We start from the raw sequence: 21,343 nt of genomic DNA on the forward strand, positions 1-21,343 counted from the left end.
GAGTAATCCAGTTACTCCGCACTGTCAGCTAAGCGAGATGCTTCGCTCCGCTCTGCATGACGTTCCAAGGGGCACTAATAGCCGAAAATCTCTTTCAGCGTGAGTTGCTGGACCTGGCCGTACTTGGCCAGCTCCTTGAAGTTGAGGCGGTCTTTGGAACCAATAACCAGAATCGTTTGGGGCTGACCTTTCACGCGGGCCTGCTGGAATTTCTGCAGGTCCTGGAAGCTCATGTTGGCTGTCTGCTCGTACACGTCGCGACGCACATCGTAGTCGAGGCCAAGGCGCTTGGCGCGCTCGTAGCTGAACAGGATGTCGGACTTGGTGATGCGCTCGGTGGCAATGCTGTTGCGGATGCTTTGCTTGGCAATCTGCAGGTTGGCTTCGGCCACGGGCATGTCGTTGAGCAGGGTGTTCATGCCGGCCATGGCCTCGGGCAGCTTGTCGCTCTGGGTGCCAATGTAGCTGAGGTTGTAGGAGCTGCGCCCTACCTTATCGGCCGAGGCAAACCGCGAGGAAGCCGAGTACGCCAGGGCCTTCGACTCGCGCAGTTCCTGGAACACAATGCTACCCATCGAGCCCCCGAAATACTCGTTGTAGAGGCTGGTCGTCGGCAGCAACCCTTTGTCAAACACCGGCCCTTTGCTCAGAAACAGGATTTCGGCCTGCACCATGTTGTAGTCCACCCAGTACACCTTGCGGTCCGTCATGGGCTGCTCCGCGAAGTCCTTGTTGGCAGGTACGGGCGTGAGCTTAGCGGGCGTTTTGTGCAACTGATTCAGTGACCAAAGCAAGCCCGGCATTACTGCCCGATTTTCAGGTTTCTGCGTTTGGTCACCTTTAATTACTGCTGGCTCATTAGCATCGGCCTTGCGCGGCCCGTAGTACAGCACGCGGTGCTGGTAGGTCGGGAGCTTCTGGATGAGGGCAGTGAGCTGCTCGGGCTTCAGGGCCTTTAGCTCTTTCTCGCTCAGCTGGCTGGTGAAGGGGTTTTTCGCGCCGTACTTGGCGTAGCTCACCAAGGCCTGGTTTAGGATCACGCCTTTGTTGAGCTTGGCATCCTGGCGGGCTTTGAGCACCCCGGCCACCATGTTCTTGAGGGCCGCTGCATCGGGCTTGGGCGCGGCTAGCAGGCTCTCAAACAGCTGCAAGGCTTGCTCGAAGTTGCTGTCGAGGCCGGAGAGGCTGACGAAGGTGCGGTCCTGGCCGCTTTGCACCGAGAAGGAGCAGCCGAGCTTGTAGAACTCCTGCTGGAGCTGGGCGGCGTTGTACTTGCCCGTGCCCAGGTACTGCAGGTAATCGGTGGCCAGGCCCAGCTTGGGGTCGTGGTTCGTGCCCAGGTCGAGCACGTAGTACAGGTTGAAGAGGTTGTTCTCGGCGTTGTGGGTGTAGTACACCGGCAAGCCCGAGGCCAGCTTCGTTTCCTGAATGTCTTTCTTATAGTCCACGAACACCGGCTGCAGCTCCGGCGAGGTCATGCCAGTAACCTGCTTGTAGAAGTCAGAGGCGGCTTCGCGGTTCACCGGCACGGGCGTAATGGCGGGCTTCACCACTTTCACCTTGTTGGGGTCCTGGCCGGTGCGCTTGTACACTAAGCCGTAGTTCTGGCCGTAGTACTGATTCGCCACGCGCATCACTTCTTCCTTCGTGATGGTGGCGAAGTCGTCGAACTGCTTGAGGTAGTCTTTCCAGTCCTCGCGGGCGACGAAAGCGGCCACGAAGGCGCCGGCGCGGGCCTCGTTGCTCTCGTAGCTTTTGGTGCGCTGCAGCTGCTCGTTGTTGATGATGGCCGGAATCAGCCACTCCGGGAAGTCACCCTTCTTTACCTTATTCAACTCGCCCAGCAGCAGGTCGCGCACCTGATTGAGGCTCTGGCCCTGGCGGGGGGTAGCGTACAGGATGTGGGTGGAGTAGTCGTTGTTGAGGTCCGTGAACGAAGCGGCGCTCAGCACGGCCTGTTTCTGGTTCAAATCCAAGTCGATGAGTCCGGCCTGCCCGTTGCTCAGAATCTTGTCCACCATGCGCAGCACCAGCGCGTCGCGCGTGGCGGTGCCAGGGAAACGGAAGCCAAGCATCACGTTTTCGGCATCCGGACCCAGCACTTCCTTCACGATGGGCGCCGTAATGGGCGCTTCTTGGGCCGGAGTGAAGGCCGGCACCGGCTTGCTTTGCAGCTTGCCAAAATACTGGTCGATGATGCGGATGGTCTGGTCGTAGTCCAGGTCACCCGAGAGGCACAGAGCCACGTTGTTGGGCACGTAGTACTGGCCGAAGTACTTCTTGATTTCGGTAATCGAAGGGTTCTGCAGGTGCTCGATGGTCCCGATGGTGGTCTGGGTGCCGTACTCGTGCTTCTGGAACAGGCTGGCATTCATGGCCTCAAACTCCTTGCGGAAGTCGGAGTCCAGGCCGCGGTTTTTTTCCTCGTACACGGCTTCCAGCTCGGTGTGGAACAGGCGCGGCACCATTTCCTGCATGCGCTCGGCCTGAATGGCGGCCCACTTTTCCAGCTGGTTGCTCGGAATGTCCTCCTGGTATACCGTCTGCTCCACGGAGGTGTAGGCGTTGGAGCCTTTGGCCCCGATGGCGCCCATCACCTTGTCGTACTCGTTGGCTACGGCGTACTTGGCCGCTACGCTGGAAATCGAGTCAATCTGGTGGTAGGTGCGCTTGCGGGCGGCGGGGTCGTTGCGCTGGGCGCGGTACTGCTCGTAGAGGGCCTCAATCTTGTCCAGCTCTACTTTCTCGGCGGCCCAGTTCTGGGTGCCCAGCCGGGAAGTGCCCTTAAACACCATGTGCTCCAGGTAGTGGGCCAGGCCGGTGGCGGTGCTGGGGTCGTTTTTGGAGCCGGCGCGCACGGCCAGGTAGGTCTGGATGCGCGGGGCGTCGTCGTAGTCGGAGAGGTAAACGGTCAGGCCGTTGTCCAGGGTGTAGATGCGCGCTTTCAGCGGGTCGCCCTCCACGGTCTGGTACTTGTATTCCTTTTGCTGAGGAGCTGGGGCCGGGGCCGTAGTCGGGGGGGCTACCGAGGCGGTGGGCTTACTGGTTTGGCACTGGGTCAGGCCCAGGGTGGCCAGGGCCGGAATCAAAAGCAAGTGGTTTTTTTTCACAGGAAGGCCAGCGCAGAAAGCAAAGCAGGAAGGAACAAGGAACCAAAGATAGGCGGCCCCCCCGGGAATAAAAAGCTTGACGAAGCCGCCGCGGCCTCAAAGTGCGGATTTTTGCGTATGAGAATCGGTATTTCCTGGTGCTGTAAGCCGGAGTACCCGTTGCTACCAAGCTGATTGCCACCCAATAGCCTGCCATTCAACTAGGTCTAGCGAATAGTTAAAGCTTCCGAACTGCGTGAGCCCGTCATACTCCGCTCGGCAGACTGGTCCTTGGGTTCATCGGAGGTTGGTTACGCTGTTAATCTGTCATCTGGAGCAGCGCGAAGGACCTTCTCGCAACCGGACAGCATCATAACAACAACCTAGTCACGGGTGGGGAAGGTCTTTCGCGCTGCTCAGAATGAAGGATTTTTTACTTACTGGGTAGGTTATTTGATAGAGGCCGTTTATAACAGAACCAGCCTAAAAATCCGCATCCAGGCCCAGCTTCTGCTTCATGGCCGTGAGCATGGGGTACTTTTCCATCAGGTACTCCAGTTTGTCGTTGGAGGTGTAGAGCTTGCGACCCGTCTCGATGCGCTCCACTACTTCGGCCTGCACGTTGAGGCGGGGGTAGCCCGTGCGGCGGCGTAACTCTCCCAGAAACTCGGCCCGAAACTCGTTGAACTGGTCTTCCTGCACCGGGTTGTCTACCCGTAGCATGATGAGGTGGTTTTCATTGGCTTGCACAGGCCGGTTCAACAGGCTGTAGTGCATCATGCTGATGGCCTTCCGCTCCTCGGTTAGCTCCTTCCACACCCGCTGCAGTACCTCATCGTTGATGACCGGCAAGCCCGTAACCGGGCCGCTGGGCTCGGTATCGACGGCTGCTTTGCCAGCGGCAGCTTGTTGCTCTAGTTGGGCCTTCATGGCCGCTAGGTTGCCCAGGCCCGGTAGCTTGCTGCCCAGGCCTATGGGTTTGCCGGTGGGCATGCCGGGGCGGGGTGGGGGTAGGGGAGCAGCCGTAACCGGCATCTGGCCCGGCTCGTGGCCAGCCACGCTAGGCTTGCCAATTTCCACGTGCGGCACCGAGTCGCGGAGCTGGGGCGTGGTGGGTACTTGGGTGGCGGCTTCGTCCTCAATGCTGGGCGTACCGTGCAGCTCTTCTACCCCGCTTTCAATGGGCGTAATCGGCTCGGGGTCGGCTGGGGCCGATTTCAGCTGCGAAACAGCTGCCGGGACGGGTGCTGGCACTGCTGGCAGTGGGGCGACGGGAGCGGCAGTAGCACCATTCAGCTGTGGAGCCGAGGGAACTGACGCTTCGGTGGTGCGGTGGGGTGCGGGCTGGTCGGTGGCAGGGGCCGGGGGAGTGGTTACGCTACTTTTTTTTTTCGCCTCGCCGTTGTCCGACGACGCCTGTTGGGGGCTGGCAGAGGCGGCCGGACCCGCGCCCAAGTCGCGGGCAAACTGCACGGCGCTGTTGAGGTAGGCCAGCTTCATGAGCATCAGCTCCACGTGCAGACGCTGGTTTTTGGCCTGCTTGAACTCCCGGTCGCACTGGCTTACCAGGTTCAGGGCCGAAAGCAGGAAGGGCAGCGGCGCCGCCTGGGCCTGCTGCACGTATTTCTGCCGGATGTTGTCCGAGACTTCCAGCAGCTGCACCGTTACGGGGTCTTTGCACACCAGCAGGCCGCGCAGGTGCTCGGCCGCGCCCACCACAAAGTTGTGCAGGTCGAAGCCGTTCTGCATTACCTCCTCCAGCAGCAGCAGCGTGCCGGACAGGTTTTCGGTCAGCAGAGCATCTACCAGCCGGAAATAGTACTCGTAGTCCAGAATGTGCAGGTTCTGGATAACGTCTTTGTAGCTCAGGTTGTGGCCCGAGAACGTGACCATCTGGTCGAACATCGACAGGGCGTCGCGCAGGCCGCCGTCGGCCTTCTGGGCCAGCAGGTGCAGGGCGTCATCCTCGGCCTGAATCTGCTCCTGAGTTGCTACGTAGCGCAGGTGGCCCCGAATGTCATCCACCCGAATCCGGTTGAAGTCGAAGATCTGGCAGCGCGAGAGAATGGTGGGGATAATCTTGTGCCGCTCGGTAGTGGCCAGAATGAAAATGGCGTAGGAAGGCGGCTCCTCCAGGGTTTTTAGGAAGGCGTTAAAGGCCGCATTCGAGAGCATGTGCACCTCGTCGATGATGTAGACCTTGAAGCGGCCCTGCTGGGGGGCGTAGCGCACCTGCTCCACCAGGCTCCGAATATCCTCCACAGAGTTGTTGGAGGCCGCGTCCAGCTCGTGCACGTTAAACGAGGCGTTTTCCTGGAAGGCCCGGCAGGACGAGCACTTGCCGCAGGCTTCCAGCTCGAAGGGCGTATTGTCGGGGTCCGGGGCCTTCTGCAGGGCGTCGGGCACGATGTCGGGCTGGGCTTGCAGCAGCTCCGAAACCGGGCGGCCCTTGCGCACGTGCTCCTCTATAAACTCGCAGTTGATGGTTTTGGCCAGAATTCGGGCGCAGGTGGTTTTGCCCACGCCCCGCGGTCCGCAGAACAGGAAAGCCTGGGCCAGGTGCTGGCTGACAATGGCGTTCTGCAGGGTGGTAGTAACGTGCTGCTGCCCCACCACGCTGCGAAACGTGGCGGGCCGGTACTTGCGGGCTGAAACAACGAAATTCTCCATACGACTAGCCACAAAGATACCCCGAAAAGCCGGGGTTTGGAAGGGCGAAGTAGGTGGGTGGCCGGGAGGAAATAGAACGGTCATTCCGATTGTGGGGAGGAATTCGGGGTAGGCCGGGCCTATGCCCCCAGATTCCTTGCTCCACTGGGAATGACACGTGGACGCCGGAACAATTTCGCCCCTGTACAACGTTTTCTCCCCAGCGTGCGTACATTTGCACCCCGCTACTTGTGGCGGAAATCGTTCTTTACCAATTGGGGCTGACCGGAATTGACAGCTTGTGCAGGTCGCGAGTAAGCGTGTCGGGAGTTGGATAAATCTCCCGCCAAAAATTCATCCAAACAACAACCGGCGAGTATAGCTACGCCATGGCTGCCTAGTCTAGGTACTAAGCACTGTCATCGTCCCGCACCCGTCTTCCTTCTCACGGGTGAGTTCGGGGCGTCGTAAGTAGTAGGATAGTCTTGGGGGCGCTGCGACTCCAAGGCGAAACTCAAGCAGATAAGGACAAACCAAGGCCTGATGTGCGCCTGGAATGTCTCGAAAATTCAAGCATAGATACACACGTAGAAAGCTCGACGCTCTCCTTGTCTGGACCAGGGTTCGAATCCCTGCAGCTCCACTGAATCCCGCTTTACGCCTCGTAAAGCGGGATTTTTTGTTTCTGTCAATAGTTTTGCCTACACATTACGCCTTCATCGTGACAGCGGAGTCGCCCGGTAGGGCGGCCGTGATGCTAGGTGCCGGCAAGTAAATGCTGCTCGCTCTGGAGCACGGAGCGGCCGGAAGAGGAAGGTCGGAAAGCACTGGAAATGCAGAGCGGGGTTTAGCTGTAACAAGCCTACGCTGGGCCTAAACCAACGCGGAAAGTTGCGCCTTGTCCCACCTGACTTTCTACCTCCACGTGGCCACCCTGAGCCTGCACAATGCGGTGCACCAAGTACAGGCCCACGCCGGTACCGGGGGTGTGGGTATGGAAGCGGCGGAAAAGCTGAAACAACTCCGGGCCGTGTTTGTCCGCGTCGAAGCCCAGCCCGTTGTCCTGAACCATTACTATGGGTTGGTGGGCCTCAAGCCAGCTCGAAACGTGAATCTGAACTGGCCGGGTAGGATCCGCATATTTAAGCGAGTTGCCCAGCAGGTTAAGCAAAATGGTGCGCAGATTCGTTCGGCTGTACCTGAGGCTGGGCAGGCCTTCAAAATCGGTGGTAATGCGGGCTTGGCTGGCTTTAATCTGCGGTTTCAGGGTTTGCAGCACATCCTCCACTACGCGGGCCAGCGCTACCGTTTCGGCGGGGGAAGAAACTTGTTGGGTTTGGCCCAGGGCGGCCAGATCGTCGATGGTGGCGCTGAGCTGATGAAGGGCATCATCGATAAGCGGAACCAGGATCTGCTCCTCGACCGGGTCGTGGAACGCTACCCCCCGGCGCACCTCAGCAAACAGTCCGGCCAAGTTGTTGACGGGCTGCTTGAGGTCGTGGGAGGCGGCGTACACGAAGTTATCCAGGTCTTGGTTGGTGCGGGTGAGCTGCTGGTTGGCCTCGCTTAAGTCCTCGTTAGAGGCCGTCAGCTCCTCGTTGATGGCAGCCAGCTCCTCATTCAGCGCTTGCACTTGCTCGCGGGCAATTACCTGCTCCGTGACATCGGTTACCAAGCTGTAGAAACCCACTACCTGGCCCTCGCGCACATCAGGCACGTAGCTGGTGTGGATGTGCTTGGTAAAATCCTGACGGTAGGGCATTTGGGCCTCGAAGCTCACTTGCTCGCCGGCCAGCGCCCGATCCATATAACTCTGCGTTACGGCGTAGGCTTGCTCCCCAACTATTGCGCGTACGGGCTGCCCCAGCAACTTGGCGGGGTCTTGCTGAAACCACGCGCGGTACGCTTCGTTGGCGAACTGGTAGCGGCGCTCCTGGTCGAGGTAACCGATAAGCACGGGCAGGGAATCAGTAAGTACCTGCAGGCGCCGGGCTATGGCGGCGCTGGCGTGCTGGGCCTGCACCTGCGCCGTAACGTCAAAGGCGAAAACCACTACCCCATCAATAGCACCGTGTTCATCAAAGCGGGCCTGCTGAATGTAGTTGAAGTAGAAATCCTCCAGAGGGGCGCCTTCGTGCCTGGCTACCGGAATCCGGATGGCCATTTCCTCGTGCGATACGCCCGTGCGGTACACCGTGCGCAGGGTTTGCCATACCCGCTGGCCCGCAAGTTCGGGCAAGGCCTCCAGCAGGGGTCTGCCCAGCAGGCTGCGGCCAGGAAACAGCTGCTGATACGCCGGATTCACTAGCTCATACACTAGATCGGGGCCGTTGAGCATGCAAATGGCCGCCGGGGCTTGCTGAAAAAGCCGTTCCAAGCGCTGCCGCTGGTGCTCAGCTTTCTGCTGGGCCCGCTGCAAGGCGGCGGTGCGCTCGGCCACGCGGGCCTCCAGCACTTGGTTGAGATGCTGGAGTTCAAGCTGGGCGCGGAATAGCTCGTTGTTATTGGCCAGAACTTCCTCATTGGCGGCCGTCAGTTCTTCATTAATGGAGGCCAGCTCCTCGTTGAGGTGGGCAGTTTGGCGCTCCTGCTGCTCTACCTGCTGGCGGGCCCTGACTTGCGCCGTTACGTCGGTGGCTACCACCAGCACGCCCGTTATTTCGTTCTGCTCAGAGCGTTGGGGCTGGTAAACAAAGTTGAAGTAAATGGTTTCAATGCGGCCGTGGCGCAGCAGCTGGGCCGGAATTTCGGTGCCCACGTAGGGCGTGCCCGTGCGCCGCACCCCGTCCAGTAATTCTTCAAACCCCTGGCCCTGCAACTCAGGTAAGGCCTGCAGCAGGGGCAGGCCCAGCACTTGCTGCTGGGTGCGGGTCCAAATCTCGCATATTGTAGCGTTAGCCAAGGTTACCAGGTAGTCGGGGCCTTCTAGGTGGGCAATGGCTACGGGGGCCTGGTGCAGCACATCGTGCAGGCGCTGCCGCTGAATTTCGGCCGTATCCCGGGCGGTTTGCTCCCGGACCTGGCTGATGCGTAGCTGCTCCTCGTGGTGTGCCTGCTCTGTTACGTCTTGCGCTACGTGCAGCAGGTACAGCAACTGGCCTTCCGCGTCAAGAATGGGAATGTTACGGGGCAGCCAATAACGCTCTATAAAGTGCCCCGGACGGTCCGGATCGGGTACATCGTAGCGCTGCCGCTCCATTTGATGGGGCTGACCCGTTGCGGCCACCAGGTCCAGGGAAGCCCGCAGGTTGCGCATGGAGTCAGCCTCCGGGGCATCGGTCTTGGCTGGAAAAACATCGAACAGCAATTGTCCGACTAAGTGACTCCGTTCGGTTAGGGAAGTGGCCAGGTAGGCGTCGCTGGCCGCCTCAATGCGCAAGTCAGGGGAGAGCAGCAAATAGGCCTCGGGCAAGGCGTGAAAAAGGGGAAGCAGGGAGTCAGGTAGCGGCATACGCAAGGGAAAGGCAAGAAAGGCAGCTGCGCCCCGAAAGCAGGAAGCGGACGAACTGTGCCTCTACGCAGGAAGCCACTGTCGTGATTCGCGCTATCTGTAGTAATTCTGGAACGGTAGTGCTAGGTTGTATGGGCGGGCAGTAAGACCCGTTGATTCAGCCAAGCCTGTCAGGCAGAGCAGGCTGCGCTTGACGGACTTTTGAGTTGAATAACCACCCACCCCAATAAAGTATAACGGCCAAACAGGGGTAGGAACAGGGGCTGGCAAGATCTTTAGCACTACTGCTGAGCCGACGTCAATAAAAACACGAAAGCGCTATTTGGCCCTTAGGGAGGATGCTCGGATAAGCAAATCGGGGGGGAGTACAATGCGGCGGGGCGAGAAGTTGGCTTCGCGCTCCTCCCGCATTTCCAGAAACAAGCGCACAGCCGACTGCCCCATTTGCTCGCAGCGCTGATCCACGGACGTAAGCATGGGCTCGGTCAGGGAAGTGAAGGTTTCGTTGCTGAAGCCGGCCAGGGCAATATCCTGGGGTACGCGCAGGTTGTGGCGTTTCAGCTCCTGCAGGGCGCCCACAATGGAAAAGTCGCTGGCCGAAAATACGGCATCCGGCCGCTGCCGTAAGGCGAGCAGCTGTTGCATGCCGCGCACGCCGTCCTCCACAGTCATGTCGCAGTGAAAGACGAGGTCTTCCTCCACCGGTAGGCCGTGCTCGAGTAAGGCATCGAGGTAGCCCAGCCGGCGGTTTTTGTAGATGTTCAGGTGCAGCGGACCGCAAAAGTGGGCAATCCGGCGGCAGCCCTGCGCAATCAGGTGCTTAGTGGATTGGTAACCGCCTTCCCGGTCGTCGAGGACCACGGCGCTGACGTTGAGCCCATCCAGCACCCGGTCAAAGAACACCAGCGGAATTTCCTGCTTGCTGACCTTTTCAAAGTGCTTGAAGTCGCGGGTGGTACGCGCCAGCGACACCAGAATGCCCTCCACCTGGGCGCTGAGCAGGGTTTCGATGTTTTTGCGCTCGTGGGCCACGTCCTCGTTCGACTGGCAGATCAGCACGTTGAAGCCCGCTTTGGTGGCCACCGTTTCAATGCCTTTTACCACTAGGGTGAAGAAGTGTCCATCGATGTGGGGCACAATTACCCCGAGCAAATTACTGCGGCCCTTGCGCAAGCCCGCGGCCAGATGGTTGGGCTGGTAGTGCAACTCCTTGGCCAGCTTCCAAACCCTTTTCTTGGTGGCGTCGCTGATGCTGGGATGGTCGCTGAGGGCCCGGGAAATGGTGGAAACGGAAACCCCTAGCTGCTGGGCCAGATCAGAAATGGAAGCTTTTGCGCGGGCCAAAATCTCGTGGTAGTGAAAGGAGAAAGAATATATAAACAACAATATGCGCAAATTCTACGCAAATACTCAACCAATTGCAGCAAACTTCACCCAGCTTTTGCGCAAAAGCAAGCGGGGGGCGTGTTGGGTGGAACGTAAAGCAGAAGCTCGTCATGTTTCGTCTCCGCTTGTGGCGTAGCCTGCTCAACAGGACGGGCTTCTTTTGATGCAAAAGCGCTGCTTGTTCATCCCGTAAAGCGGAGCCGTTTTCCTGGGCAGCACGCGTAGCCGCCTAGCGCGGCAAGGGCTGCGGCGTGTAGGTGGGGCCCTGGCAGCGCGGGCCCTGATGCGTCCAGCTCAGCTTATCAATGCAGAGCTGCCGCTCCTTCATGCCCTTGTCCCAGGCGTGGTACACCAGATATTCGGTTTTGCCGTCGGGGCTCAGAACGTGGGAATGGTGGCCTGGCCCGCGCACGTGGCCCTCTACCGCGTGCAGGACGCGGGCCCCTTTCTCGGCGCCGGCATCGGAGTAAGGGCCCATGATGGAGTCGGCCACGCAATAATCCACGCCGTAGCGCGAGGTCAGGAAGTTGGCCCCGCTGTAGAAGCAGTAGTACTTGCCGTTGCGTTTGCGCATAAACGGGCCTTCCAGCGTGTGCCACTCCGGGAAGGTTTTGCCGCCGTACAGCGGCATGGTGCGGTTTTTCTCGAATACCGTCCAGTCGTGGCGGGCGCGCATGACGGTGCGGCTCTCCCCGGCCAGGCGGGTCATGTCCAGCAGGCGGTCCACTACCAGGCCGGTGCCGGGCCGGTAGCCGTTATCCGAGTCGATGAAGTCGCGGGCGTAGAACAGGTACCACTTCCCGTCGGTGTCCTGGAAGGGGTGGGCATCAATGGTGAATTTGCTGTCCGGCACATCGAGCAGGGCTACCTGCGTGTAAGGGCCCTGCGGGGTTTTGCTGGTGGCCACGTGCAGGCGGTGCCCAACCGTGGCCCCAATGGCCCCGCCCCCCATGGAGTAGTACATGTAGAACGTGCCGTTGTGAAATATCACCTCCGGCGCCCAGAAATCAGCCCCTTCGGCCCCGGCCGGCGGCGTGAGAGCACCCCCGGCAGTTTTCCAGTCGACCAGGTTAGTGGAGGTGAGCAGGGTGAAAATGCGCCCGTCTGGGGTGCGGCCCGTGCCCGTGGTGCCAAAAGCGTAGTAGCGGCCTTGGTGGCGCAGCACAAACGGGTCGGGAAACTGGCCGGCGTACACTGGGTTGGTATAGGTGCGGGCCGCTGCGCGGGCCGCCGCCTGGTTCATCAGCGCGAGGGAAGCCAGGCCAGCAGTAGCTTGTTGCAGGAAATGACGACGGGAAGGCATGGGGTAGGATTGAGTAGGAGAGGTTCGGTTTAGAAAGGCGGTTCGCCCGGTGCAACAGGAAATTTTTTCAGCACATGTTCTGCGTATCCGGGGGGGCATGGCCGACGCGGTTGTGCTACTTGATTGTAAGGAAGCTAATCAGTCAGCGGAAAAGATGCCGCGACCAGCCAACATCAAATGAGGCGGGTTTTGGCGGCGGAAGGGCGGTAGAAGTTGCCTGGCTTAGCACTGAGCCTGTGGCGCTTGTGGGCTCGGATAAAAAGCAGGCAGGTTGAACAGAAGCAGGCGGCGTAGTAGCGGAGGCATAGGCAGGTATGATTAGAGCGAAGAAAAGTAGCACCGACTACGGGGCCTCAAGATGCAGAGAAAGATGCAAACGTTTGCATAAGTTAGGTTACAAACTTAGCTTGCACGGCAACTCTAATCCTAGTACGTATGGGTTAGATGCTACTCGTGAAACTGCCTCTCCTAGCTTGCCACTTTCCTGAGAGCCACCAGAAGTAGGAGGGAAGCAAGAAGCACTACGTCTTGCTTCCGGACAGCGACATGCCTATTGAGGTTAACTTGAATAGTTCTCTTTTCTGAAAGGCAAATTTTCTTGCGACGAGCCTACTTATATGGAGCTGATCTGGCCTTTTATAGCGCATTGCAAACGTTTGCAACTACCGTCAGCCACCGGTACAGCGCAACTTGTTACGAGTGTAGCTCGGTATTCTTTCCGTCCTATTCAGGTCCTTTATTTCCACCGCAGCCCTACTGCAGTATGTCCTGTTTCCTGGCCTGCTGCTGAGGTAGCCAGCTGCTTTCTTGGTTTTTTCCTGCTGAGCAATTCGCTTAGCCCTCGCTTTCCGATTTCTTTCCCAATTCCCCATTTCGCATGAAGAAGCTGCTACTTTTTCTGCTGCTGCTCGGTGCCACTACCGGCACCTTTGCGCAGAAAACCAAACTCAAAACCAAGGGGCCGGCCGCCGCGGCTACGCTGCAAGACCGGCGCTGGTCGGCCGAAAAGGCTACTGCGTGGTACAAGACCCACTCCTGGATGACGGGGGCCAACTTCACCCCGAGCACCGCCATCAACCAGCTGGAAATGTGGCAGGCCGACACTTTCGACCCCACCACCATCGACCGGGAACTGGGCTGGGCCGAGGGCATCGGCTTTAATACCATGCGCGTATTTCTGCACAGCCTGGCCTGGCAGCAGGACCCCAAAGGCTTCAAGGAGCGCGTAAATACCTATCTCGGCCTGGCCGACAAGCACCACATCAAAACCATTCTGGTGTTCTTCGATGACTGCTGGAACAAGGAGGCGAAAATTGGAATTCAGCCGGCGCCCAAGCCCGGCATCCACAACTCCGGGTGGCTGCAGGACCCCGGCGAGCCTGCCTCCCGCGACTCAGTAACCTTCGTGAAACTCAAGCCCTACGTGCAGGATGTACTGCGCAGCTTCGCCACCGATAAGCGCGTCTTGCTCTGGGATTTATACAATGAGCCCGGCAATAATGGTAAGCTGAATTCGTCTCTGCCCCTGGTGCGCAACGTGTTTGCCTGGGCCCGCGAAGTGAACCCCACGCAGCCCCTGAGTATGGGCCTCTGGAACTGGGACTTTGAAGCGCTGAACAAGTACCAGGCCCTGCACTCCGACGTCATTACCTACCATAACTACGACGATGTGGCCGCGCACCAGCGCGTGGTTGAGCTGCTGGAAACCCACGGCCGCCCCCTCATCTGCACTGAGTACATGGCCCGGCCCCGCAACTCTCGCTTCGTGACCATTCTGCCCATGCTCAAAAAGCAGAACGTGGGCGCCATCAATTGGGGCCTCGTGGATGGCAAAACCAACACCAAGTACCAGTGGGAAGTACCCATTGCCGACGGTGGCGAGCCGGTAGAGTGGTTTCACGAGGTTTTTCGTCGCGACGGCACGCCCTACCACCAGAACGAAACCGACCTGATTAAAAAGCTAAACGGCCGGTAGCCCAGCCAAGTAAACAAGCCCCCTAACTCCCAATCATACACCCGTTGTCATTCGGGGCTGCCCACAGGGCTGCTGCCGTTGGTACACAGTACGTTGGCTGCCAACGCGGAAGGCTCTGCGGGCGGCTCCGGACGACAACGGGTCCTACGGATTGCTTATGAAGAGACGTTGCCACAACCTGCTGCTTCGTGTGGCGTTGCTAGTGGGCCTGCTGGTGGCCGGCCCGGCCCAGGCCCAGCAGACCACCTCGGCCACTACCTTCTCTAACCCGCTGCTACCTTCCGGGGCCGATCCGTGGAGCATCTACCACGGGGGCTACTATTACTACACCCACACCACGGGCCGCAACATCACGCTCTGGAAAACCAAGTCGCTGAGCCAGCTGAAAACGGCCCCGCACAAAGTAGTATGGACGCCGCCCGCCGCCGGCCCCAACTCCCGCGACATCTGGGCCCCCGAGTTGCACCGCCTGGGCAACAAGTGGTACCTGTACTACGCCGCCGATGCGGGCACCAACCAAACGCACCGGCTTTGGGTGCTGGAAAACAGCTCCGAGGACCCGCTGGAAGGCACCTGGATTGACAAAGGCCAGGTCCGCGACATTACCAACAAGTGGGCCATTGATGGCTCCGTGTTCGAGAACAACGGTCAGCTCTACTTCGTGTGGTCGGGGTGGGAGGGGGATGAGAACGGCCGCCAGGATATTTACCTGGCCCGCCTGAAAAACCCCTGGACCGTGGATGGCCCGCGCCTCAAGGTGTCGACGCCGGTGTACGGCTGGGAGCGAAACGGCGACCTGAACAATCCCCAGGACCCACCCCACGTCGATGTAAACGAAGGCCCCGAGGTGCTGCGCCACGGCAACCAGCTGGTGCTGATTTACTCCGCCAGCGGCTGCTGGACCGACTTCTACGCCCTGGGCATGCTCACGGCTCCCGCCGACAGCGACCTGCTGCAGCCCGGTTCCTGGACCAAGTCGCCGGTGCCCGTGTTTCAGCAGGACCCGGCGGCCAAGGTGTACGCGCCCGGCCACAATTCCTTTTTCAAATCGCCGGACGGCACCCAGGACTGGATTCTCTACCATGCCAACGACGCGCCCGGCCAAGGCTGCGGAAACTTCCGCTCGCCCCGGGCCCAGCCCTTCACCTGGAACCCCGATGGTACGCCCAATTTCGGCAAACCAGTACCGCCCGGCCAGCCCCTGGCCCGCCCTTCAGGCGAGTAGCAAAGCCCACACAAAGACAAGGTCCCGCTGTGTACACCAGCGGGGCCTTGTCTTTTGCATCTACCGTAAAGTCTGCGTATACCCGTCAGCCTGAGCCCGGTGAAGGGGCTTATCACGTCAGCACGACCACCGAAACAGCGACTCATTCCGGCCTGATGGTATTCTTTCCCGGCTCAGGCTGATGCATTAAAAAGGGAGGCCAATGGGCCCGGGAATGACGAGCCAGAGGCGCACTTCTAAACCTCTTCCTGTGCGGTGGTTTGCTTGTAATGCACCTCGGGCAGCTCGCGCAGGCGCTGGGCGGCGTACTCGGGGGTGATGTCGCGCTGGGGATTGGCCAGCAGCTCGTAGCCGACCATGAACTTGCGCACCGTGGCCGAGCGCAGCAGGGGCGGAAAGAAGTGCATATGCAGGTGCCACTCCGGGTGCTGCTGCCCGTCGGTGGGGCGCTGGTGCAAGCCGGCCGAGTAGGGAAAGGACGTCTGGAACAGGTTGTCGTAGCGGATGGTCAGGCGGCGGATCACGTCCGCGAAATTGTCGCGCTCCGCGTCCGTGAGCTGGGTCACGTCCTGCACCACCCGGCGCGGCAGCACCAGCGTCTCGAAGGGCCAGGCCGCCCAGAAGGGGACCAGCACCACGAAGTGCTCGTTTTCCAAGACGATGCGTACCTGCTCGTTGAGCTCTAGCTCGAGGTAGTCTGCCAGCAGGCTGCGGCCGTGCTGCTGGAAGTAGGCCTGCTGCTGTACCGTTTCCTTGGCCGGGTCGCCGGGCACGGTGCGCTGGGCCCAGACCTGGCCGTGCGGGTGCGGGTTCGAGCAGCCCATCACGGCGCCCTTGTTCTCAAAAATCTGCACGTAGTTGATGTCGGGCCGGGCGCCCAGGCTCGCAAACTCCTCGGCCCACACGTCCACGACCCGGCGGATGTCGGGCGTACTCATTTCCGGCAACGTCAGGTCGTGGCGCGGCGAGAAGCAGATGACCCGGCCCACCCCGCTTTCGGCCTCGGCCCGCAGCAGCCCCCCCACTTCCACGGTGCCGGCCGGCGCGTCGGGGGTGAGGGCGGCAAAGTCGTTGTCGAACACGAAGGTGCCGGTGTAGGCTGGGTTGACGGCCCCGTTGGCGCGGGTGTTGCCGGCGCAGAGGTAGCAGGTGGGGTCGTAGGCCGGGCGCTGGGAGCGGTCGGGGGCTTCCTGCTGGCCCTGCCAGGGCCGCAGGGCCCGGTGTGGCGACACGAGCAGCCACTCGCCGGTAAGCGGGTTGAAGCGGCGGTGCGGATGCTGGGCGAGGTCAAATGATGCCATGCGAGAGGTCAAAAAGTGAGAAGCGAGAGTGCCGGTTCAAAGGAAGTAGCGGGCGAAACAAGTCTGTTCCCCCTCTAACGGTTTTCGGTTGCTCTTGGTCGTGAACAAGCGTCCCTAGTGGTGCGCTAAAGCTGCTCCAGCCCCGGCCAGGTGCGGCGGTTCCCACTCCTGCCCACTCAGAAGCCGGGCCCGAAACAACCGATATTAGTGGAGCGCTACCAGCTCCAGCGTATCTACTCCACTGACAATCGTAGTCTGGTAAGTTTCCAGGGGCAGGCCTAGTTGCTGCTGGTAGGCGGCCGTCTGGTGGGCGATGAAGGAGTCTACCTGATCCGGCGCCACTAGGTTAATGGTGCAGCCGCCGAAGCCGCCGCCCATCATGCGGGCCCCGAACACCCCGGGCGCCTGCTGGGCCGCGGCCACCAACACATCCAGCTCCCGGCAGCTGACCTGGTAGTCGTCGCGCAGCCCGGCGTGGGAGGCGTACATTTCCCGGCCGAAGGCGCGCAGGTCGCCGGCCAGCAGGTGCTGACAGGCCGCTTCTACCCGCGCGTTTTCCTCTACCACGTAGCGGCAGCGGCGGTACACCACATCGCCGAGCTCGGCCCAGCGGGCCTGCACCTGCGGCAGGGTAGCGTCGCGCAGGCTCTGCACATGGGGGTAGTGACGGTGCAGCACGGCCACGCCCTGCTCGCACTCCTGGCGGCGCAGGTTGTACTCGGAGCTGGCCAGCGAGTGCTTCACGCCGGAGTTGCAGAGCACGACCTGGGCGGCGCGGGTGTCAAAGGGGAAGTACTCGTACTGCAGGGAGCGACAGTCCAGGCGCACGACCTGCCCGGCCTGCCCGAACAGGGAGGCAAACTGATCCATGAGGCCACATTGCACCAGGGCAAACTCGTGCTCAGCTTTCTGGGCCAGGTGCGCCAGCGTCATACGGTCCAGGTTTGTGTGCAGCAGCGCGTCCAGGGCATAGGCCAGCCCGCACTCCACCGCCGCCGAGGACGAGAGGCCCGCCCCCATCGGGATGCTGCCCCCGAACACGCAGTCGAAGCCCGGCACGGCAATGCCCCGCTGCTGAAACTGCGCCACCACGCCCAGCAAGTAGTTGGCCCACAAAATGGTACAGGGCTCGACCGGCCCGGCCTCCGTGGTGTACAGCTGCTGGTTATCGTGGGAGTACAGCCGAATGATAGAAGTACCGCTTAGCCCCACCGCAAAGTAAATAGCCTTGTCGATGGCTGCGGGCAGCACAAAGCCCTGGTTGTAATCGGTGTGCTCGCCAATCAGGTTTACCCGACCGGGCGCGCGTACTACCAAAGGTGCATAGTGGAACTGCTGCTGGAAAGCAGCGGCGAGTATATCAGGTAGCATAAGCCAGAAGAAAAGGAGGTGCAGAACAAACCCGGCCAACTACGAGGACTAGGGTAACTCTAACTGGGGTACTGCGCAAACGTTTGCAACAATACGTTATGTTTTTGGGATTGTCAGCCCTGTTTAGGTGAAATTCGTGAAATGGCTGGTGTATCAGTCAGTTGTAGAACGTATAAAATAGAATTTAGCCGTTACACAGTTGGACCTGCTGGCCTTCCAGATGACAACTAATCTTTATAATTTCTTGGCATTTCCTGAAATCGTGCTTATTCTTACGCTGCCGTTTCGGAATTGATGCAAAGCAACAGCGCGCCTGTCGCGCTTTGAATCCGCCTTTAGAGCCTGATTTACTGGTTTTTGTTTCTTGCTTTCCTCAGTTTTTGCCTGCCTTGCAAACGTTTGTCTGAAGTTTGTTGGCGCAAACGTTTGCAATACATGTTTCCACCAAATTCCCACCTCAACATTTTCCCATGAAAAATTCCTACCTCAGATTGCGCCGACCAGCCGAGCTGGCGTTGCGCTGCATCCTGCCTCTGTCGGCCCTGGCGGGTACGGAAGCAGTGGCTGCTGAGCTTCCCAAGGCAGATGTCCACCGTAATGAGGTTGCTGCTCAAACGATTACGGGTCGTGTAATTGATGAGAAAGGGCAGGGCATGCCCGGGGTTACCGTGCTGGAAAAAGGTACTTCCAACGGCGCAACCACCGACGCCGATGGTCGCTACTCCCTTTCCGTAGCCGACAATGCAACTCTTTCCTTTTCCTTCGTAGGTTACCTCACCCAGGAGGTTCCCGTCAGCGGCCGCACCAGTGTTAACATCAGCCTCGCCCCAGACTCAAAAGCCCTGAACGAGGTAGTTGTAGTTGGCTACCTCACCCAAAACCGTCAGGATGTAACCGGCTCCGTAGCCTCCTTGAGCGGACGTGAAGCACAACGGGCCCCCGTGGCAACCATTAGCGAAGGCATTCAGGGCCGCCTGCCTGGCGTACAAGTAATTAACTCCGGCGTGCCGGGCCAAGCTCCGATTGTTAATATCCGTGGCCTGGGTTCTATCAATGGCGGCAGTGGCCCCCTGTACATCATTGATGGACTGTGGGTAGAGAATATCCGGGACTTCAACCCGCAAGATGCGGAGTCTATTCAGGTACTGAAGGACGGTGCTTCCCTGGCACCCTACGGTTCACGCGGGGCTAATGGCGTTATTATTATAACCACTAAGAGAGGGAAGTCGGGGACGCCAGCCATTACCTTTAATACCTACGCTGGGGTTCAGAAAATCAACAAAACCTACGATTTGATGAACGCCGAGCAGTGGGCCGCCATCAACCGACAGGCGTACCAAAATGCCGGCCGCGCTCCGCAGCCGTTTGCCGCCAATCTGCCGGGTGTTGACACCGATTGGCAGAAGGAATTGATCCGTACCGGCTCGGTTCAGGACTACAACTTGGGCTTCTCGGGCGGTGGGCCAAACTCTAACTTTCTGCTTTCCGGTGGGTACTTCAACCAAAAGGGAACGGTGCAGGGACCGAAGTTTGAGCGCTACAGCATCCGTCTGAATTCAGGCTTTAACCGGGGGCGCTTGCGCGTAGGCGAAAACCTGCAACTGGCCCGCACCAACCAAACGCAACTTAACGGGCTGCCTTTCCTGGACGTGTTGCGCATGCTACCTGTTATTCCGGTAACGGATGCGGCTAACCCCGGCGGATTTGGGTTCGGCAATAATAACGCCAGCACCTTCGGCACCAACCCCATTGCCCTGCAGAAGCTGCTCAACAACACCAGCGTAAACAACCGCATCCAGGGCAACGTGTACGGAGAGCTAGATATCCTCAGCTTTCTGCGCTACCGCCTCAACCTGGGCGCGGAATACCTGGGCTACCACGACCGGGAAAAGCGTCAGTACGGCCAGTGGCGCCAGAATGACCCGCTGAACCCCTCGTACTACGCCGAAAACCAGGGTAACAACACGTTTACCATGGTGGAAAACACGTTGACGTTCGACAAAAGCTTCGGGCAGAACAACGTGACGGCCGTAGTGGGTTACACTGAGCAGCACCAGCGCAATGAGTTTACCCGGGGCCGTAACAACGGGTACGGCACCGGCCCCGTGTATTACTGGGCCCTGGACGCTGGCAGCAGCTCGCCGCAGGTGCAGGGCAGCACCGCCGTATATAACAAGCGCTCCTGGATTGGGCAGGTTACCTACGATTACGACCAGCGCTACCTGCTCACGGGCGCTTTCCGCCGGGACGGTTCGTCGCGCTTTAGTCCTGCGGATCGGTACCGAAACTTCTACGCTGCTTCCGCCGGCTGGCGCATTTCGCAGGAGGCGTTTATGGCAGATATGTCCACCATCAGCAACCTGAAGCTGCGGGCGAGCTATGGCGTGCTGGGCAACGAACAACTGGGGGGCGAATATTCGGGCGCTTACCGCTGGCAGGGGGTAATTAATACCAACGTGAACTACCCCTTCGGCGGCGACAATATCCAGAACGGTAGCATCCAGACTCAGCTACCAAGCCCTAATATTACCTGGGAAGAGCGCCGCACCACCAACGTCGGCTTTGACCTAGGCCTGCTGGAGGACCGGATTACGCTTTCGGCCGACTACTACCAGTCGGAAACCCGGGATGCTAACGTAGACCCCGCCCAACCGCTCGTGCTTGGTAATGCGGGAAGCAACCCCTACCAGCCGGTAGGCCGCATCCAAAACCGTGGACTTGAGTTGCTGCTAGGCTACAACGAAAACCGCAAGGACTTTAAGTACAGCATTACGGGTAACCTGACTACCCTCAAAAACAAAGTCACCAGCCTGGGTAACGCCGCTACCTCGCCTTTCTTTGTGTCGGGTCCTGGCGAATCGACGCGCACGGAAGTGGGCTATGAAATCGGCTCCTTCTACCTCTACCAGTTTGATGGCATCTTCCAGACCGGCGACAATATTGCCAGCAGCGCCCAGCCAAACGCTCAGCCCGGCGACGTACGCTACAAGGATGTGAACGGGGACGGGCAGATTAGTGCGGCTGACCGCGCCCACGTAGGCCGCGTGTTCCCCAAAATACAGTACGGTCTAAACTTGACGGCCAGCTTCAAAGGCTTTGATGTTGCTGCCTTCTTTCAAGGAGTGCAGGGCAACGACATTCTGAACACGGGCCGCTACTGGCTGGACCGCACCGATGACAACGGCAACTACCGCGTAGATTTCAGCCCCTGGACGCCGACGAACCCGTCTACCACTACCCCCCGGGCCATTATTTCGGGTGGGGGCGGACAAGCAGGTGAAGCGGCCATTAACAACTCCCGCCTCAACTCTACCCGGTGGCTGGAGGATGGCTCTTACCTGCGGCTGAAAAACCTGCAGATTGGCTACACCATCCCGAAAACGCTGACCGATCGGGTGAAAGGAGTGGGTAGCCTGCGCTTCTATGTGACGGGCCAGAACCTGTTCACCATTACAGACTACACCGGCTACGACCCCGAAGTGGTGGGCATGGGCCTGCTGTCCCGCGGCGTGGATGAGGGTAGCTACCCCAACATCCGCACGGTTTCCATTGGTGCTCAGCTCGGCTTCTAAGCCGCTAGTCTGCTTTAGCTC

10 protein-coding genes and 1 other RNA gene are annotated in these 21,343 nt (G+C 59.7%); 4 read left to right on the plus strand and 7 right to left on the minus strand.

The features are described 5' to 3' along the window. Positions 1–74: 74 nt before the first annotated feature. The gene (locus IEW18_RS15120; protein ID WP_229728768.1) at positions 75–3,110 is read right to left on the minus strand and encodes a M16 family metallopeptidase; all 3,036 of its coding nucleotides are present in this window, start codon (positions 3,108–3,110) and stop codon (positions 75–77) included. A gap of 462 nt (positions 3,111–3,572) precedes the next feature. Then, a complete protein-coding gene (gene dnaX, locus IEW18_RS15125; protein ID WP_188558712.1) occupies positions 3,573–5,759 on the minus strand; it encodes a DNA polymerase III subunit gamma/tau in 2,187 nt (728 codons plus the stop codon). A 256-nt stretch (positions 5,760–6,015) separates the two neighbouring features. Here dnaX and ssrA point away from each other — a divergent pair. Next, positions 6,016–6,384, plus strand: a transfer-messenger RNA (tmRNA) gene (gene ssrA, locus IEW18_RS15130). 216 nt (positions 6,385–6,600) lie between these two features. On the opposite strand, the gene IEW18_RS15135 is transcribed toward ssrA, so the two are convergent. The 3 genes from IEW18_RS15135 to IEW18_RS15145 all read right to left on the minus strand — a co-directional run bounded on the left by IEW18_RS15135 (position 6,601) and on the right by IEW18_RS15145 (position 11,878). Further along, entirely contained in the window at positions 6,601–9,189 is a 2,589-nt protein-coding gene (locus IEW18_RS15135; RefSeq protein ID WP_188558713.1) for a PAS domain-containing protein, read from the minus strand. Positions 9,190–9,507: 318 nt separating this feature from the next. Continuing rightward, positions 9,508–10,533, minus strand: coding sequence for a LacI family DNA-binding transcriptional regulator (locus IEW18_RS15140; RefSeq protein WP_188558714.1), 1,026 nt, complete (start codon positions 10,531–10,533; stop codon positions 9,508–9,510). 271 nt (positions 10,534–10,804) lie between these two features. Beyond that, on the minus strand, positions 10,805–11,878 hold the full coding sequence (locus tag IEW18_RS15145) for a glycoside hydrolase family 43 protein (RefSeq protein ID WP_229728769.1): 1,074 nt from the start codon (positions 11,876–11,878) through the stop codon (positions 10,805–10,807). Between the two features lie 877 nt (positions 11,879–12,755). Between IEW18_RS15145 and IEW18_RS15150 the strand changes: the two genes are divergently transcribed. Both IEW18_RS15150 and IEW18_RS15155 read left to right on the plus strand, forming a co-directional pair. Next, entirely contained in the window at positions 12,756–13,853 is a 1,098-nt protein-coding gene (locus tag IEW18_RS15150; RefSeq protein WP_188558715.1) for a glycoside hydrolase 5 family protein, read from the plus strand. A gap of 157 nt (positions 13,854–14,010) precedes the next feature. Beyond that, positions 14,011–15,078 (plus strand): glycoside hydrolase family 43 protein, encoded by a 1,068-nt coding sequence (locus IEW18_RS15155; protein WP_188558716.1) that lies wholly within the window; start codon positions 14,011–14,013, stop codon positions 15,076–15,078. A gap of 236 nt (positions 15,079–15,314) precedes the next feature. On the opposite strand, the gene IEW18_RS15160 is transcribed toward IEW18_RS15155, so the two are convergent. Together IEW18_RS15160 and galK are read right to left on the minus strand one after the other, a co-directional pair. After that, positions 15,315–16,379, minus strand: coding sequence for a UDP-glucose--hexose-1-phosphate uridylyltransferase (locus IEW18_RS15160; RefSeq protein WP_188558717.1), 1,065 nt, complete (start codon positions 16,377–16,379; stop codon positions 15,315–15,317). 204 nt (positions 16,380–16,583) lie between these two features. Then, entirely contained in the window at positions 16,584–17,750 is a 1,167-nt protein-coding gene (gene galK / locus IEW18_RS15165; RefSeq protein WP_188558718.1) for a galactokinase, read from the minus strand. A 470-nt stretch (positions 17,751–18,220) separates the two neighbouring features. Between galK and IEW18_RS15170 the strand changes: the two genes are divergently transcribed. Beyond that, on the plus strand, positions 18,221–21,322 hold the full coding sequence (locus IEW18_RS15170) for a SusC/RagA family TonB-linked outer membrane protein (RefSeq protein ID WP_188558719.1): 3,102 nt from the start codon (positions 18,221–18,223) through the stop codon (positions 21,320–21,322). Positions 21,323–21,343 lie beyond the last annotated feature (21 nt).

This window comes from Hymenobacter glacieicola (assembly GCF_014640315.1).
GTDB classification, from domain to species: Bacteria; Bacteroidota; Bacteroidia; order Cytophagales; family Hymenobacteraceae; genus Hymenobacter; species Hymenobacter glacieicola.

Coding starts and splice junctions, on each gene's coding strand:
- IEW18_RS15145 (WP_229728769.1), bottom strand. CDS start 11,878: ATGCCTTCCCGTCGTCATTTCCTGCAACAAGCTACTGCTGGCCTGGCT.
- IEW18_RS15160 (WP_188558717.1), bottom strand. CDS start 16,379: ATGGCATCATTTGACCTCGCCCAGCATCCGCACCGCCGCTTCAACCCG.
- dnaX (WP_188558712.1), bottom strand. CDS start 5,759: ATGGAGAATTTCGTTGTTTCAGCCCGCAAGTACCGGCCCGCCACGTTT.
- IEW18_RS15135 (WP_188558713.1), bottom strand. CDS start 9,189: ATGCCGCTACCTGACTCCCTGCTTCCCCTTTTTCACGCCTTGCCCGAG.
- IEW18_RS15150 (WP_188558715.1), top strand. CDS start 12,756: ATGAAGAAGCTGCTACTTTTTCTGCTGCTGCTCGGTGCCACTACCGGC.
- galK (WP_188558718.1), bottom strand. CDS start 17,750: ATGCTACCTGATATACTCGCCGCTGCTTTCCAGCAGCAGTTCCACTAT.
- IEW18_RS15155 (WP_188558716.1), top strand. CDS start 14,011: ATGAAGAGACGTTGCCACAACCTGCTGCTTCGTGTGGCGTTGCTAGTG.
- IEW18_RS15170 (WP_188558719.1), top strand. CDS start 18,221: ATGAAAAATTCCTACCTCAGATTGCGCCGACCAGCCGAGCTGGCGTTG.